This is a genomic window from Psychrobacter sp., from assembly GCF_036731945.1.
In the GTDB taxonomy this organism is placed as follows: domain Bacteria; phylum Pseudomonadota; class Gammaproteobacteria; order Pseudomonadales; family Moraxellaceae; genus Psychrobacter.
Map to the genome: position 1 here is coordinate 1 of NZ_DAINDI010000071.1, position 15,930 is coordinate 15,930.

The window sequence follows — 15,930 nt, forward strand, 5'->3', positions numbered from 1 at the left end:
AACGCCATAAAACGCAACGAGCGACCAATGAATGGTCGCTCGTATTTGTATTTACATGATTAATGACTGTTAAAATGGCTGGATTTAAGCGCCTTGGTTTTGACGCTCTTTAATCTCAGATAAAGTTTTACAGTCAATGCACTGGGTCGCGGTTGGACGGGCTTCAAGACGACGCAGACCAATCTCGACGCCACAAGTTTCACAAAATCCATAATCCTCGTTTTCAATTTCAGCGATAGATTTATCAATTTTGCGAATCAGCTTACGTTCACGATCTCGCGTTCGCAAGGTTAGGGCAAACTCTTCTTCTTGAGTGGCGCGGTCATTGATATCAGGCATGGCACTGGACTCATCTTGGATATAAGTCTTGGTACGATCCGCTTCGCCAATCAATTGATGCTTCCAATCTAATAAAATGGCTTTAAAGTGCGCCAATTGCTCATCCGACATGTATTCTTCGTTTTCGGCAGGCGCATAGGGGGTGAACTTTACATCACTTGGATTTGGGTTTGGGGTCAGGGTGCTCATATGGGTATCCTACTTTTTCAAATTAATTCAATAAAACGACCTATCAACAGACAAGGCGTTATCAATTTACCAAACGCTATAAATGGTTTCTTTTATAAGCGTTTTACCACTTAGTGACACAAGTAACACAGCTGATCTAAACATACGGTTATTTCGATATACTGCTAGCGATCTATCGATTATCAATGGTCAGGTATATTGTTATCAATCTTTTTATTTAAATGCTAGCCATTAAATAAAGCTACAAATTACTGACTGTGGAAACTTAGCTTGTGGTCAATTTAGCCGTCCTAGCTATTATAATTTTGTCTAAATGTAGACCGTTCTCATTTTTTACCTTATTTATGATATAACTTATTTATCATTTTTAGCTTTACGGTTAGGTTACTAGTATTAGCAATCACGCTGTGGCTGTCTATAACCAGTAATTTTAGCTAGCCCTATAACATACACACTCTGGCGGTATTATACTAGCTAAATACTAGCCAAATTTCTGCCAATAAAACTGGTTGTCAAGTATCTAGTCTTTCAACCCAGCTTGCAACCTCTCCATTGTTGGCTAATTGCAACCAGCGATAGCCGGGAAGGGCGCTTTTATCATAAGCGAAATCATCTTCAAAAGGCTTAAACTGATAGCAGGTAGAGGGCGTACTGTAGACGGTAACTCCTTGCCGATGGCGGACTTGCTCTTGGTGGGTATGCCCGCTGATAATGACTTTGAGATGCTCAAATGTTGCCAGCCGTTGCCAAAAAATATCGGCGTTTTCGACCATATGCTGATCAATCCAGTCTGAATCGACCGCTATCACATGATGGTGCAGCGCAATAAGCGCAGGCTTAGCGCATGTCTCTAGTTGCTCACAGAGCCAATCAATGTCGCTTAGCGTCACTTCACCTTCTACCTTGCCTGTCATCGAAGAATCTATTAACAACAACTGCCAATGGTCAGTTTCGATAACATGACGGTTCAATAAGCGTCTGTCCGCGGGTCTGGCAATCAGTTCGCGCTGAAAAAATGGCAGCTCGCTGTTGTTTTCATCAGTAACGTCATGGTTGCCGGCGATACAGGCAAAAGGAATACCCGTTGCTTGCAATACGTCGAAGATATGATCGTAAATCTCTGCTTGTACTTTATTGACCAAATCACCTGTCACGAGAATCAAATCGCAGCGCCGCTCTGCGCTCAACGCTTGCTTGATAATTGCCTCAAAATTGTATTGGCAAACCGCTACTTCGCTACTGGTTTCGTCAGCCGCCGCAGGCACGTGGGAGGATAAGTGCAAATCGGTAATTTGCAAAACATTGACTTGTCCGTCGGGCGTGCTGACTGCGCTGGCGGGATAGCTAAGCATAGGGGTTAGTCCCTTATCAAGCAAAACGATAATAAATTAAAATATGATGAAACGAAAACGTTCGTTAAAAAAACATCTTAGATTGGTATACCAAGAATTTATTAAACCAAATATTCACCAACTATCGCATTGATAGTATTCAGGAAAGTTTATAACATAATGGGCATTAAAGCTCTAGCAATATTGATGAAATAAAGTTCGATAAAGGCCAAGTAAATATCAAAATCACGACCTAAATGTCATGGCTGAGACGTTTAGAAATCTGATGCTATATGTAAATAACGCTAACGGCGTGAGGACCAGAATTTTGCTAATATGGATTCCGACCCTGATTTTTTGCTTATTAGCTTTGAGATAATGAGCGCCACAAAAAATAAAATAGCCAGTACCAAAACGATAGCAAGCCCCGTTTGGATATCTAGCCAAATACTGCCCCAAACGCCAAGCGTGACACCAAGCTGGGCAATGATTAAAGAGATAACAACCATTTGTTTTGGTGAGGCCGACCATAAACGCGCTGTCAGTGCTGGCAACACCAATAGGCCGCTGATTAATAAACTCCCAACCGCTTGCAAAGCAATAGCACAAAACCCTGCCAATATGCCCATAAAAAACAAACGCTGGCGCATCGGATTAATCCCTTGAATCCGTGCCAAAGCCTCATGAGTCGCAAGCTTGATTTGTGCTGGCCATATATAAATCAGTAATCCCAAGCCTACCAAAACACTTACTGCAATCAACGGCAAATCTGCCCAGTCAAGCTCGAGCAAATTGCCAAATAAAAAACCTAAAACATTGGCTTGCTGATCGGTCAGCTGCGTCAAGGTTAATAAACCTAAACACAGTAGCGATACTGCAACCACGGCCAGCACCGCATCGACCGGCAGACGCTCATCATCGATAAATACCAAGCCCAGTACCACCAAAATACTGACGATGCCAATGCCAATGCCCATCGGTAATTGCCACAAAACTGCCAACGCCACACCAAGTAACGTGCCATGTGCCAAGGCATCGGCAAAAAATGCCATGCGCCGCCATAAGACCAGGCAGCCTAAAGGCGCAGAAAGTAGCGCTAAAATACTACCAGCAATCCAAGCAGGGGCTATGATGGCTAACCAAGCGGTCATAATAGATATCCGTAACGTTTTTATAAAAGGAACAAGGCAATTTGCCTAAAAAGCTTGGTTTTTTTAATTATATCTCGCTTGGGGCATGGTGCTCACAAGCGTGCGGCTGATGCACATAAGGCTGCTCATAATGATGGCCAAAAAGCTTCTGAAACTCCGAACTAATCGCAAGCTCGCTTGGTTGCCCTTCGCAGCAAATATGCTTATTCAGACAAATGACTCGACGGCTACCTTTCATGACCCAATGCAAATCATGAGAGACAACGAGCATGGCGCAGCGCAAAAACTCCGGCAGCTCATCAATAAACTGATAGAGCCAAACTTCTGTATCAGGGTCAAGCCCTTGCATTGGCTCATCTAAGATTAACAAATTGGGCTTATCTAATAAGGCACGCGCCAATAAAACCCGCTGGGTTTCACCGCCTGATAAATGCAGCATTTGCCGCGACAATAAATGCGTCAACGACAAATTATCAAAGATAAATTGCCGCTGCTCAGCGCTTAGGCGTTTTTTATCCGCTTGTGCCAATAAATCGCAAACGCGTAACGGTAAAATAGGCGGCACGGCAAAGCGCTGCGGCACATAGCCGAGCTGTAATTTTTGGTGCGATGTTATCTGGCCACTGGTCGGTTCGATTAAACCTAAAATTAGTTTAACTAAAGTAGATTTACCCGCGCCATTGGGTCCGATCAGACTGACTGTTTCATTAACAGCGATATCGATATCGATATGCGAGAGGATACGTTGCTGTCCGATATGGTAACTGATATTACTTAAGCTCAGCAGTTTAGCCGCGTTAGACATGGATCTATCACTTGTATTCATAGCAGATGGCTTGGTTGGTAAAATTGCTAGGCTCATAGGCAGTACTGACGTATTAATGATAATTAAGAAATGACAGAATAATAATTTAGCATAGAAGCGTAAACCTAAAATTCAGATCAAAAATATAAGCAAACTGTTATTTTACTGACACGCTTGGCAACGACCGCTCAATTCAATGACGCTACGCTCAACGGTAAAGCCAACGTCTTGCTCTGCAAAGCTCATCATTTCTTGTACCGGCAAACTACTGCATTCTTGTACCCGCTGACACTGGGCACAGATTAAAAACGCCGCTGTATGTTGGGCGCGTGGGTGACAACAAGGCACATAAGCATTGATGGAGGTTAGCTGATGAATCAAGCCCTCGCTCAATAAAAACTCCAAGCTGCGATAAACCGTCGGCGGCGCGACATTTTTTGGCGTTTGAGTATTTGCTTGATTGTTTGAGCTGTCGCTTTCTGCTTCAGGCTCAGCAAGGCGCATCTGCTGCAATTGGGTGATTAAATCATAAGCGCCCACTGGTTTATTGGCTTCTAGCACCAACTGGTAGATTTGCTGACGCAGCGGCGTAAATCGTGCGCCGCTTGAGCGACATTGCTCTTTAGCTGCTAGTAAACGCTCATTGACATCGGACGCTGTAAAATCTTGCACATCATGGACATGAGCGCAAGCAGATGAATGAGTAGACATGCAGCAAGCTCCTAAAGACGGTTTAGCGGTGTGATGGACAGTATTTTTAGATAATGGATACTTTATAATGGTTTTTTATATTGTTATAGTATAACATACTAAAACGAAAAACAGAGAAGTCCTTTGCATTTATTCACAGGTCTGCTGTTTTATAACTAGAATAACGTTGCAAAATATTTATAACTAATTTTGCCAATTATCCTTGAACCTTAAAAGCCGCCATTATGATTCCATTATTTAAAAACTTTATGCATTTACCTCTGCGCTTACCGCGATTGTTCATAACTGGCGTGCTTATATTTGCCTCGTTCATGATGAGCGCACAAGCGGCAACGGTGAGCGTCAGTAACTATCCGCTGTTTTTATTAAGCCAAGCGGTGACAGAAGGCGCACCATCTGCTAAGCAATTATTGCAAGCAGGGGAGGTGGGGCATCACGGCAGTATCAGTCCCGGCGATATCAAGGCCATTCAAAACAGTAAGTTTGTGGTGTGGTTTGGCGAGCCGCTAGAAAACAACCTAGCCACCACGCTCAATAGCGCGCCCAATGCGATTGCGTTATTTAAGTTCGACGCCTTTAATCGTCATCCGCTGCGCGATGTTAAAGGCAAAGCCATTGCTGGCACGCTCGATCCACATATTTGGCTCGATCCTGAAAACGCCAAAGCCATTACGCGAGCACTTGCTGTCATTCACAGTCATGCCAATCCGCAATATAAAAAGCTCTATCATGCCAATGCGCAAAAATTTGCCCAGCGCATGAATAAAGCTGTGGCGGCAGCTCATGCAAACCACGCGCAAAAACCTTTGCCGTATTGGGCCTATCATGATGCTTATCAATATATGGAAGACAGCGCCAAGTTCCAATTAATTGGCAGCTTAAGTACTGATCATCATTTAGCGCCAAAAGCCAGTCAATTACGCTGGTTAAATGAGCAGCGCCCAGCAAAACAAATGTGCTTGGTCAGCCCAAGTCAGCCTGCTAAAGGGTTGCTTACAAAATTACAGCCAGTTAAAAGTACCGTACAAGCGGAAGATATGAGTAACAGTAAAGATTTTATTAGCGGCTGGCAGACAATGGCGCAGCAAATCCGTCAGTGTATTTCCTAAATGTCGGTAACCCTAATGGCAAGCTGAGCTTTTGAGGTATTTGAAATGACGCAAGTTAAATTAACGGTAGAATAGGTGGATTTAGAGGTGATTAGCGCTGCTTTATTGACTCTGTAGAGAGATTTTCAGCGCTAAATAACTAAATGCTTGATAAAAGGCATATTTCACTTGCTTAAAATCTGCTTGCTCCCTATAATAAGTGGCGTTTTATTTTGGTTAAAAGATAACGTCTGTAGAGTGAGCCATTCACGGATAATATTGTCGCAACGGTGCGGCGTTGTCCCCACGTTATAGAGCTATAGAAATATCAATGACCAAACCTGCCAAACGCACCCAAAGAGATAAGATTGCTATTTATCTAAAACGCCAAGCATGGATTTTATTTATTCTGATTGTGCTCGGTTGGATAGTAGATGTTACTTGGTTGGGTAATAACGGCAATACGCTTGTTATCGCAAAGAGCAACGCCATTGGTGCGCTACTCAGTTTTGCCACCCAAGCGGTCTTTGCTGGATTTATCTTTTGGTATACCGGGTATCGCGCGCGCAGACACATTGTCAGCCAGCTATATCGCGGTCAAATGGTCAAATGGTTATTGACCGTATGTGGTTTTGCACTAATTTTTATTACCATACAACCTCTATCAGCGCCTGCGCTATTCGTCGGTTTTATGGTAATGCAGATTAGTCACAGTTGGATGTTGTGGCAGATACGCTAGCTTTATAAGCTATTATAATTTTAATAGCTCAATAATACAGCACATATATTTGTCATCCTGCGGTCCAGCTTCTCTAAGATTACTGTTATAAAGTCATCAATCAATGATTAAGTGACTGAAAACTGTTTTTACAATAAAAGTATGAATAAAGACGCTTAACTAAAGCTAAGCGTAAAAATCGCCATAAGTAACCCTCTCTCTAAGTAGAGTGTTCAAATACAATTAAATTATCGGCTTTGATGGATAGACGCAAAGCCATAGTAGCGAACGTTAACAGCGCTTAACGTATTCATACCGTAAATAAAAAAGTCATAATTGACTTTACACGATTACAACGCTGCATTAATATAGACAGCTAACTGTCTTGCTACTGAGCACCGTATTGGGTGTGAGGAAAGTAAAGCGAGACAAGTAAACACATACTTAAAAATTTGCGTAGATATGCAAGGGCCATTAATGAATAATCGTGCGCCCTTTTTTGATAGCTAAAATTTATCCATGACTATCAAATTGAGCGGTCGCAATAAAAAATTGGTTATTCAGTCATTTAAGAATAACAGAGTAGTTATAGAGCTATGGGTTGGATGTTATTGGTTACATGAGGGATGTAAGTGTTTTTCTGAATTTGCTTAATCGCAGATTGGTGACAACGCAAACGCCTCATCAGATGACAACCATATTTTTTGGTAGTTGATTAAATCGTTGATTAATAAGAAGCTTACATTATGGCATCCGAGCAAACATCATCAGAATATATCTCTCACCACTTAACGAATTGGACGTACGGCTATCTGCCGGGCGAAGGTTGGAAAGTTGCCTATACTGCTGAAGAAGCAGGGTTAATGGGTTTTAAAGCTATCCATCTTGATTCCATGTTATGGTCAATCGGTCTGGGTATTTTATTTTGTGCCATCTTTTGGATGGTTGCCAAAAAAGTTACTTCAGGCGTTCCCGGCAAAACTCAAGCAGCGGTTGAGATGATCGTTGAGTTTGTGGATAACAACGTTCGCGATTCTTACAGTGGTACCTCAAAATTGATTGCGCCGCTAGCGTTGACCATTTTTGTATGGATTTTCTTGATGAACTTGATGGATTTATTGCCTATCGACTTCATTCCAAGTCTAGCAGGTCAAGTTGGCGCCGCGATGGGTCATGATCCACATCACGTGTTCTTCAAGATTGTACCAACGACTGACCCTAATATCACCCTAGGCATGTCATTTTCTGTCTTTGCGTTGATTATTTACTACAGTATTAAAGAAAAAGGGTTGGGTGGTTTTATCGGTGAGTTAACACTGCATCCGTTTAGCGCCAAAAACCCAATCATGCAAATCATTTTAATCCCCATCAACTTTATCTTAGAGTTTGTTACTTTGATTGCCAAACCAATTTCACTAGGTTTGCGTCTGTTCGGTAACATGTATGCTGGGGAGCTAATCTTCGTATTGATTGCCCTGATGCCGTTTTGGATTCAATGGGCGTTATCGGTGCCGTGGGCGATTTTCCACATCTTAATTATTACCCTTCAAGCGTTCGTATTTATGATGTTGACGATAGTTTATATGTCGCTTGCATCATCAACTGAACATTAATTATATACATTCAATAGGTAAATGAGGATACATCAATGGATCCAGTATTAGGTGGTTACACAGTTATCGCAGTAGCACTGCTTATCGGTCTTGGCGCACTTGGCACAGGCATTGGTTTTGCTATTCTAGGCGGCAAGTTCTTAGAAGGTGTTGCACGTCAACCAGAACTTGGTTCACAACTGCAAACTCGTATGTTCATCGTGGCAGGTCTACTTGATGCCGTACCGATGATTGGTGTTGGTATTGCTATGCTATTGTTGTTCGCTAACCCTCTAGCAGGTTAATCAGAAAGCTCAGTTGTAAATGTTTGGTGGTCAAAGTTTGTATATTAAACATAGCCAAAGTTTGGCTATCAAATATGATCAATGAAACTGATTTTTCATTAACAAAGAGGTGATCACGTGAATATCAATTCTACCCTCATCGGTCAAGCCATTGCTTTTGCAATATTTGTGATTTTTTGCATGAAATTCGTGTGGCCACCACTTATCGGTGCCATTAATGAGCGTCAGCGTAAAATCGCTGAAGGCTTAAACGCCGCAGAAAAAGCAAAAGCAGATTTAGCGACCGCGGAGCAAAATGTACAGCAGGAGCTTGATGTTGCAAAAACTAAAGCTGCTGCGCTAATTGAGCAAGCGAACAAGAGCGCCAATCAGCTTGTTGAAGATGCAAAATTGCAAGCCCAAGCGGAAGGCGAACGCATTCGTCAACAAGCGCAAGCCTCTATCGACCAAGAAATCAATCAAGCGCGCGAATCATTGCGTGCCCAAGTTGCTGAACTGGCTGTACTTGGTGCTGAAAAGATTTTGCAAGACAAAGTCGATGTGCAAAAACATGCCAGTATGTTAGACCAACTGGCGGCGAAGCTGTAATTGTGAGGATATCATGGCTGACTTATCAACCTTAGCACGACCGTACGCTAAAGCCGCGTTTGACTATGCCAATGAAAACGGGGTAGTAAATGAGTGGGAAAACTTCTTATTTATTGCCGCTACCGTTGTCAATGACAAGTCGTTCAGTACTTGGCTAGACAATCCAGCTGTTTCTGCTGAGCATAAGTCAGCTGCTTTGGTCGATCTTTATGATACGCAAGTAGCTAGCGCGAATGATTCTGCTTTTAAGCAGTTATTAGGTGAGACCCAAGGGGCTCGTCATGACCAAAACGCCAGCTATCCTAAAGTATCAGTAGCACTTAGTAACTTCGTTAAACAGTTATCAGAACAAGAGCGTCTGGCGCTGCTTCCTGAAGTTTATGAGCATTATCGCCGTCACAAGGCAATAAGCTTAAAGCAGCTTGACGCTTATGTGACCTCTGCTTATCCATTAACTGATGCTCAGCGTCAGACGCTGCAAACGCGTCTTGCTGACTCGCTCAATGCGAGCGTGGTGATTCATGAGTCGGTTGATCCTAGTCTTTTGGCGGGCGCTACGATTAAAGTCGGTGACAAAGTCATTGATGATTCGATGCGTGGCAAGTTACAACAGTTAAAAACACAGCTAACGGCCTAATGCCAATCATCCGTGCAGCTTACTAAAGCTTGCGTGATATAAGAGCATTTAAGTCAGTGGCGGGTTATCATAAATTAAAGGAAACAAGGCAATGCAACAATTGAATCCAGCGGAAATCAGTAATCTGATTAAGCAGCGTATTCAAGACCTTGATGCGGGTGCAACTGCAAAGAATGAAGGCACGATTGTCAAAGTATCTGACGGTATCGTGCAGATTCATGGTCTTGAAGATGCCATGTACGGCGAAATGATTGAGTTTGAAGGTGAAATCTACGGAATGGCGCTTAACTTAGAGCGTGATTCTGTTGGTGCAGTAGTATTAGGCGACTTCCTAAAACTACAAGAAGGTCAAAAAGCCTATTGTACTGGTCGCATTTTGGAAGTACCCGTAGGTCCTGAGTTGCTAGGCCGTGTTGTTGATGCTTTAGGTAACCCTATTGATGGCAAAGGTCCTATCGATGCCAAAATGACTGATAAAGTCGAAAAAATCGCCCCAGGCGTAATCGACCGTCAATCAGTTGATCAACCAGTCATGACTGGTTATAAAGCCGTTGATACCATGATTCCAATCGGTCGTGGTCAGCGTGAGCTTATCATTGGTGACCGTCAGACGGGTAAAACCGCGATGGCTATCGATGCGATCATTGCGCAAAAAGCATCTGGTATTAAATGTGTCTACGTCGCAATCGGTCAGAAACGTTCTACCATTGCTAACGTGGTACGTAAGCTTGAGCAAACTGGCGCCCTTGAATATACCACGGTTGTCGTTGCTTCAGCGTCAGAGCCAGCAGCACTTCAATATATCGCACCATACTCAGGTTGTACGATGGGTGAATACTTCCGTGACCGCGGCGAAGATGCGCTGATTGTGTTTGATGACTTATCAAAACAAGCCGTTGCTTATCGTCAAATCTCACTATTGCTACGTCGTCCGCCAGGTCGTGAAGCCTATCCTGGTGACGTATTCTACTTACACTCACGTTTACTTGAGCGTGCATCACGCGTAAACGCGGCATACGTAGAAAAATTCACCAACGGTGAAGTGGTTGGTAAAACTGGTTCTTTAACCGCGCTACCTATCATTGAAACCCAAGCAGGTGACGTCTCTGCCTTCGTACCAACCAACGTGATTTCAATCACTGATGGTCAGATTTTCTTAGAGTCTAGCCTATTTAACTCAGGTATCCGTCCAGCAGTCAACGCTGGTATCTCGGTATCGCGTGTTGGTGGTGCAGCTCAAACCAAGATTATCAAAAAGCTATCTGGTGGTATCCGTACTGCATTAGCTCAGTATCGTGAATTGGCAGCATTTGCTCAGTTTGCATCAGACCTTGATGATGCGACTCGCGAACAGCTTGATCATGGTGAGCGCGTGACTGAATTGATGAAGCAAAAACAATATCAGCCAATGTCTATCTCTGAGCAAGCGGCAGTTATTTATGCGTCGAACGAAGGCTTCTTAGCAGACGTTCCTGTTGAAAAAATTGGTTCTTTTGAAGAAGCTTACTTACGCTATATGCATGATGAGCAGAGTGAATTGATGCGTGAGATTGATGACACTGCGAATTATAATGATGATATCGCAGGTCGTTTAAAGTCATCTTTAGAGACCTTTAAACAAAATCACAGTTATTAATTTAACGGGTTAAACCTGAAGTGGTTAGCGCTCTGCTTTAGAGCGCAAAAAGTGGCGCATTATTTAAGAAACTTTTTAAGTCTAAAAGACTTTCCTGTAAGATAATCGCGCCGCTGTTTTAACCAATAAAGGTCTAAGATTGCGTCATGCCACAAGATGTAAAGACATTATTTCGATAAGTTCAGTGTTTTATATTAAATGATTGTTGCATACGCCCATGCTTTTTAACCCTCTTATATTGGAATCATTATGGCAAGCTTAAAAGAGATACGTGCCAAAGTCACCAGTATTAAAAGTACCCAGAAAATTACTCGCGCTATGCAAATGGTAGCCGCTAGTAAAATGCGCCGTGCCCAAGAGCGCATGGAAGTGGGTCGCCCGTATGCTGATAGTATGCGCCGGGTTATTTCGCATTTGGTGCATGCCTCATCAGATTACAAACACCCATACATGGTCTCGCGTCCGGTTGATAAAGTTGGCTATATCGTCATCACATCAGATCGCGGCCTAGCGGGTGGTTTGAATATTAACCTATTCAAAGCTTTATCTAAAAGCATTCAGCAGTATCAAGACCAGTCCGTACAAGCCGAGTTTGCCGTTATTGGTGCTAAAGGTGTGAGTTTCTTTAAAAACTTCGGTGGTAAAGTCACTTCAGCCGTTACTGACTATGGTGATAAGCCGACGTTTGAGCAATTAAACGCGCCGGTGCAAGCGATGTTAGAAGACTATAGCAACGGTAAATTAGACCGTATTTATGTGGTCTATAACCAGTTTGTCAATGCTATGACCCAAAAGCCGATTGTCAACCAATTGGTACCTTTACCAGAGGGTTTATTTGGTGATGAAGAAAGTGGCATACAAACAGAGCTGAGCTGGGATTATATCTACGAGCCTGACATTAAAACCTTGATTGATGAATTACTTGGTCGCTATATCGAGTCGATTGTCTATCAAGCGGTAATGGAAAACATTGCCTCTGAGCAGTCTTCACGTATGGTTGCGATGAAAGCGGCAACAGATAATGCTGGTGACCTAATTAACGATTTACAGTTGGTTTATAATAAGCTGCGTCAAGCGGCGATTACCCGAGAAATCTCGGAAATCGTTGGCGGTGCTGCTGCTGTTTCATAATTGAAACCCTTTATAAAACCCACTATATACAGAAGTTCAAGGAGAACGCAATGAGTAGCGGTCGTATTGTACAGATTATTGGCGCGGTTCTTGACGTTGAGTTTGACCGTAACGAAGTTCCTCAAATTTTTGATGCCTTGCAAGTAGACGGCACTGAGACCACCCTAGAAGTTCAGCAACAACTAGGTGACGGTATCGTACGTACTATTGCGATGGGTTCAACCGAAGGTTTAAAACGTAACCTACCAGTGACCAACACAGGCGCACCTATTTCTGTACCAGTCGGTATGGGTACATTAGGTCGCATCATGGATGTTCTTGGTCGTCCTATCGATGAAGAAGGTCCAGTTGCTGCTGAAGAAAAATGGTCTATCCACCGTGAAGCCCCAAGCTATGCAGAACAGTCAAACAGTACTGAGCTGTTAGAGACAGGTATTAAAGTTATCGATCTGCTTTGCCCGTTTGCGAAAGGTGGTAAAGTTGGTCTATTTGGTGGTGCTGGTGTTGGTAAAACCGTCAACATGATGGAGTTGATCAACAACATCGCCCTGAAACACGAAGGTCTATCCGTGTTTGCTGGTGTTGGTGAGCGTACCCGTGAAGGTAACGACTTCTATCACGAAATGCAAGAAGCTGGTGTTGTCAACGTTGAAGACTTTAGCAAATCTAAAGTTGCGATGGTATATGGCCAGATGAATGAGCCACCAGGTAACCGTTTACGTGTTGCACTGTCTGGTTTAACCATGGCTGAGTACTTCCGTGATACCAAAGATCCTGCCACTGGCAAAGGTCGTGACGTATTATTGTTCGTTGATAACATCTATCGTTATACGCTAGCGGGTACTGAAGTATCAGCACTGCTAGGCCGTATGCCATCAGCGGTTGGTTATCAGCCAACGCTCGCTGAAGAGATGGGTATGCTGCAAGAGCGTATTACTTCAACGCAGTCAGGTTCAATTACTTCTGTACAAGCGGTATATGTACCTGCGGATGACTTGACGGATCCATCACCAGCAACGACGTTTGCTCACTTGGATGCGACAGTGGTACTAAGCCGTGATATCGCTTCACAAGGTATCTATCCTGCGGTTGATCCACTAGATTCAACCTCACGTCAGCTTGATCCATTGGTTATCGGTGAAGAGCATTACAACGTTGCTCGCGGTGTACAGGAAGTTCTTCAGCGTTATAAAGAGCTTAAAGACATCATCGCCATTCTAGGTATGGATGAGTTGTCAGAAGAAGATAAACTGGTCGTTTATCGTGCGCGTAAAATTCAGCGCTTCTTGTCACAGCCATTCCACGTAGCAGAAGTGTTCACCGGTGCTCCTGGTAAATATGTTGCATTACGCGATACCATTGCTAGCTTTAAAGCAATCATCGCTGGTGAGTATGATGATCTACCAGAGCAAGCTTTCTATATGGCAGGCGGCATCGACGAAGTTGTTGCTAAAGCAGAAAAAATGAAGTCTTCTGCAGCGTAAGTTGTATTGGTATGGGCTAACGAGTAGGTATAATATAAACTTTATATCTACTCCTCAGTAACGCATCGCAGTTTTTACTGTTTTTTGATCGCGCTTTGATGGTAAGGAATTAAGTATGGCAACGTTACAATGTCGCGTCGTAAGTGCTCGTGAAGAGTTGTATTCAGGCGAAATTAGCATGTTAATAGCCAGTGGTACCGAAGGCGAGATTGGTATATTGCCAGGTCACACTCCGCTTATTACTTTGCTAAAACCCGGTCCGATGCGTGTACAAACGCCTAACGGTGAAGAAGAAGTTATTTATGTATCTGGCGGTGTGTTAGAAGTACAACCAAAAATGGTCACCGTACTTGCTGATACTGCGATGCGTGCGCACAATCTTGACGAAAGTAAAATCGTCGAAGCACGTAATAAAGCGGAGCAAATGCTGGTCAACCAATCTGATACCGTACAAACCAACGCGGCATTAGCGTCATTGGCCGAATCAGTCGCCCAGCTGCAGACTATTCGTAAATATAAAAACCGCGCCTAGCGCATCGTTACGCTTTAGTTTTTGTTATAAACATAAAAACAGTCCATGATGGGCTGTTTTTTTTATGCCTGTTCTTCTAATAGTTAACGTTTTAGTAGTTAGCACTTAATATTTGCCATAGCTCAGACATTTACTATAGTAAGTGAAAAGTAATATCAATACAGTACGCACTGCTGATATCGATTTTTCTTGCTTGCTGTGCCTGCGCAGACAGAGGCTACAAAAAATTGATATCAGCAATACCTTCGCGTTTTAGGATATTTTGACTATATTTGAAAATCTCCTAGGTGATGCAATATTTATCAAAAACTAAACTGATTTTCATAAAATGATGGAAAAGTGACTAGCGGCAACGCAGATATATGGTTATATTAGAGCGTAGCAACCACGTTTTTTCTTTTAAAAGTCCAGCAGTTCTTTGGCGTCATTTAATAGTATTTAATGTTTGGGCTTTTAAAGCATTGGTTCGATATAAGACCAGTAGAATGATTGAATAAAATTTATCCTATGCCTTTTAAAGTTAATAAGAGGTATAATTTTTGGACGCAAACTAACGTTTTAAATGATGTAGTTTATAGGTTTTGTTACCAACTATAAGCTATAGTATAGGAAGCTGTGTGTTTAATAGTATACTGTGCTACCAAGTTTGTAACCGTGTTACGGTCACTGCCTGTATTGGGTTACAAATTGATTGAGTTACGGTGCTATTAATTTACCGCTCTTATTTTCACCGCTTTTAAATAAGATGTATTAGAGGATATAACAATGACAACGAATGAAGAAGACAACACCCCCCGAATCTTGATTGTTGAGGATGACGAGCGCTTAGCCATGTTGACCCAAGATTACTTGGTTAAAAATGGTTTAGAAGTGGCAATTGAAACCGATGGTAATCGCGCCATTCGCCGTATTGTCAACGAACAACCAGATTTGGTCGTACTTGATGTCATGCTTCCTGGTAGCGATGGCTTGACGGTATGCCGTGAAGTACGTCCACACTATCAGAATCCTATTTTGATGCTGACCGCGCGCACAGAAGATATGGATCAGGTTTTGGGTCTTGAAATGGGCGCTGATGACTATGTCGCTAAGCCTGCACAGCCACGCGTATTGCTTGCCCGTATCCGTGCTTTACTACGCCGCTCAGAAAATGCGCCATCAGAAGATGTGCCGCAGCGTCTTGAGTTTGGTGAGTTGGTTATCGACAATGGCGGTCGCTCAGTGAACTTGGGTGATGAATTGGTTGATTTCACCAGTGCCGAATATGATTTATTATGGTTACTCGCGTCTAACGCTGGTCGTATCTTGTCACGCGAAGATATCTTTGAGCGTCTACGCGGTATCGAATATGACGGTCAAGATCGCTCAATTGACGTACGTATCTCACGTATTCGTCCAAAAATTGGTGATGATCCAGAAAATCCTAAACGCATCAAAACCGTGCGTAGTAAAGGTTATTTGTTCGTTAAAGAAGGCAATTAACAGCGAATTGCTAATACAATTCTCTTTGCTAAAGTCCTTTTTAATAAAAAACCAGCGTAAAGCTGGTTTTTTATGGTCTAAATTTTAATTTTTAAACTTAAATGCTGCGTTATGTGGTTTAATTGAGCGATAATTATGGGCGCGCTAGATTAGTAGTATAGTGAGTGAAAAGTAATATCGATACATCACGCACTGCTGATATCAATTTTTC

Annotated in this window: 16 protein-coding genes; 11 read left to right on the top strand and 5 right to left on the bottom strand. The window is 42.8% G+C overall.

From position 1 onward, the window contains the following. Positions 1-84: 84 nt before the first annotated feature. The 5 genes from dksA to V7D75_RS12325 form a co-directional block, all read right to left on the bottom strand. Positions 85-528: an RNA polymerase-binding protein DksA gene (gene dksA / locus V7D75_RS12305; protein ID WP_068404274.1), complete on the bottom strand. Its 444-nt coding sequence runs from the start codon at positions 526-528 to the stop codon at positions 85-87. 512 nt (positions 529-1,040) lie between these two features. Beyond that, positions 1,041-1,880, bottom strand: coding sequence for a metallophosphoesterase (locus V7D75_RS12310; protein ID WP_201592010.1), 840 nt, complete (start codon positions 1,878-1,880; stop codon positions 1,041-1,043). 284 nt (positions 1,881-2,164) lie between these two features. Further along, positions 2,165-3,010, bottom strand: a complete 846-nt coding sequence (locus tag V7D75_RS12315) for a metal ABC transporter permease (protein ID WP_333614799.1) — start codon at positions 3,008-3,010, stop codon at positions 2,165-2,167. 67 nt (positions 3,011-3,077) lie between these two features. Then, positions 3,078-3,815, bottom strand: coding sequence for a metal ABC transporter ATP-binding protein (locus V7D75_RS12320; protein WP_333614800.1), 738 nt, complete (start codon positions 3,813-3,815; stop codon positions 3,078-3,080). 162 nt (positions 3,816-3,977) lie between these two features. Beyond that, entirely contained in the window at positions 3,978-4,526 is a 549-nt protein-coding gene (locus V7D75_RS12325; RefSeq protein WP_333614801.1) for a transcriptional repressor, read from the bottom strand. A gap of 224 nt (positions 4,527-4,750) precedes the next feature. On the opposite strand from V7D75_RS12325, the gene V7D75_RS12330 reads away from it, so the two are divergent. The 11 genes from V7D75_RS12330 (at position 4,751) to V7D75_RS12380 (ending at position 15,719) form a co-directional block, all read left to right on the top strand. Continuing rightward, positions 4,751-5,635, top strand: a complete 885-nt coding sequence (locus V7D75_RS12330; RefSeq protein WP_333614802.1) for a metal ABC transporter substrate-binding protein — start codon at positions 4,751-4,753, stop codon at positions 5,633-5,635. Between the two features lie 310 nt (positions 5,636-5,945). After that, positions 5,946-6,353: an ATP synthase subunit I gene (locus tag V7D75_RS12335; protein ID WP_068404263.1), complete on the top strand. Its 408-nt coding sequence runs from the start codon at positions 5,946-5,948 to the stop codon at positions 6,351-6,353. A gap of 725 nt (positions 6,354-7,078) precedes the next feature. Next, positions 7,079-7,945, top strand: a complete 867-nt coding sequence (gene atpB, locus V7D75_RS12340) for a F0F1 ATP synthase subunit A (RefSeq protein ID WP_193030965.1) — start codon at positions 7,079-7,081, stop codon at positions 7,943-7,945. A 35-nt stretch (positions 7,946-7,980) separates the two neighbouring features. Beyond that, the gene (gene atpE, locus V7D75_RS12345) at positions 7,981-8,229 is read left to right on the top strand and encodes a F0F1 ATP synthase subunit C (RefSeq protein WP_025651437.1); all 249 of its coding nucleotides are present in this window, start codon (positions 7,981-7,983) and stop codon (positions 8,227-8,229) included. Positions 8,230-8,346: 117 nt separating this feature from the next. Further along, on the top strand, positions 8,347-8,817 hold the full coding sequence (locus tag V7D75_RS12350; protein WP_025651436.1) for a F0F1 ATP synthase subunit B: 471 nt from the start codon (positions 8,347-8,349) through the stop codon (positions 8,815-8,817). Positions 8,818-8,830: 13 nt separating this feature from the next. Then, positions 8,831-9,454 carry a F0F1 ATP synthase subunit delta gene (locus V7D75_RS12355; protein ID WP_068404260.1) on the top strand — a complete coding sequence of 208 codons (624 nt, stop codon included), beginning with the start codon at positions 8,831-8,833 and terminating at the stop codon, positions 9,452-9,454. 91 nt (positions 9,455-9,545) lie between these two features. Next, positions 9,546-11,090 (top strand): F0F1 ATP synthase subunit alpha, encoded by a 1,545-nt coding sequence (gene atpA, locus V7D75_RS12360; RefSeq protein ID WP_068404258.1) that lies wholly within the window; start codon positions 9,546-9,548, stop codon positions 11,088-11,090. Between the two features lie 249 nt (positions 11,091-11,339). After that, complete coding sequence (gene atpG, locus V7D75_RS12365; RefSeq protein WP_333614803.1) at positions 11,340-12,221, top strand: F0F1 ATP synthase subunit gamma; 882 nt, start codon at positions 11,340-11,342, stop codon at positions 12,219-12,221. 50 nt (positions 12,222-12,271) lie between these two features. Further along, the gene (atpD, locus tag V7D75_RS12370) at positions 12,272-13,705 is read left to right on the top strand and encodes a F0F1 ATP synthase subunit beta (protein ID WP_144297510.1); all 1,434 of its coding nucleotides are present in this window, start codon (positions 12,272-12,274) and stop codon (positions 13,703-13,705) included. Positions 13,706-13,820: 115 nt separating this feature from the next. After that, positions 13,821-14,237 (top strand): F0F1 ATP synthase subunit epsilon, encoded by a 417-nt coding sequence (locus V7D75_RS12375; protein ID WP_313976053.1) that lies wholly within the window; start codon positions 13,821-13,823, stop codon positions 14,235-14,237. 765 nt (positions 14,238-15,002) lie between these two features. Next, positions 15,003-15,719, top strand: a complete 717-nt coding sequence (locus V7D75_RS12380; protein WP_021812806.1) for a response regulator — start codon at positions 15,003-15,005, stop codon at positions 15,717-15,719. Positions 15,720-15,930 lie beyond the last annotated feature (211 nt).

Bases quoted from the DNA above. Each gene is read 5' to 3' on its own strand.
- dksA (WP_068404274.1), bottom strand. From the start codon at position 528: ATGAGCACCCTGACCCCAAACCCAAATCCAAGTGATGTAAAGTTCACC.
- V7D75_RS12310 (WP_201592010.1), bottom strand. From the start codon at position 1,880: ATGCTTAGCTATCCCGCCAGCGCAGTCAGCACGCCCGACGGACAAGTC.
- V7D75_RS12315 (WP_333614799.1), bottom strand. From the start codon at position 3,010: ATGACCGCTTGGTTAGCCATCATAGCCCCTGCTTGGATTGCTGGTAGT.
- V7D75_RS12320 (WP_333614800.1), bottom strand. From the start codon at position 3,815: ATGTCTAACGCGGCTAAACTGCTGAGCTTAAGTAATATCAGTTACCAT.
- V7D75_RS12325 (WP_333614801.1), bottom strand. From the start codon at position 4,526: ATGTCTACTCATTCATCTGCTTGCGCTCATGTCCATGATGTGCAAGAT.
- V7D75_RS12330 (WP_333614802.1), top strand. From the start codon at position 4,751: ATGATTCCATTATTTAAAAACTTTATGCATTTACCTCTGCGCTTACCG.
- V7D75_RS12335 (WP_068404263.1), top strand. From the start codon at position 5,946: ATGACCAAACCTGCCAAACGCACCCAAAGAGATAAGATTGCTATTTAT.
- atpB (WP_193030965.1), top strand. From the start codon at position 7,079: ATGGCATCCGAGCAAACATCATCAGAATATATCTCTCACCACTTAACG.
- atpE (WP_025651437.1), top strand. From the start codon at position 7,981: ATGGATCCAGTATTAGGTGGTTACACAGTTATCGCAGTAGCACTGCTT.
- V7D75_RS12355 (WP_068404260.1), top strand. From the start codon at position 8,831: ATGGCTGACTTATCAACCTTAGCACGACCGTACGCTAAAGCCGCGTTT.
- atpA (WP_068404258.1), top strand. From the start codon at position 9,546: ATGCAACAATTGAATCCAGCGGAAATCAGTAATCTGATTAAGCAGCGT.
- atpG (WP_333614803.1), top strand. From the start codon at position 11,340: ATGGCAAGCTTAAAAGAGATACGTGCCAAAGTCACCAGTATTAAAAGT.
- atpD (WP_144297510.1), top strand. From the start codon at position 12,272: ATGAGTAGCGGTCGTATTGTACAGATTATTGGCGCGGTTCTTGACGTT.
- V7D75_RS12375 (WP_313976053.1), top strand. From the start codon at position 13,821: ATGGCAACGTTACAATGTCGCGTCGTAAGTGCTCGTGAAGAGTTGTAT.
- V7D75_RS12380 (WP_021812806.1), top strand. From the start codon at position 15,003: ATGACAACGAATGAAGAAGACAACACCCCCCGAATCTTGATTGTTGAG.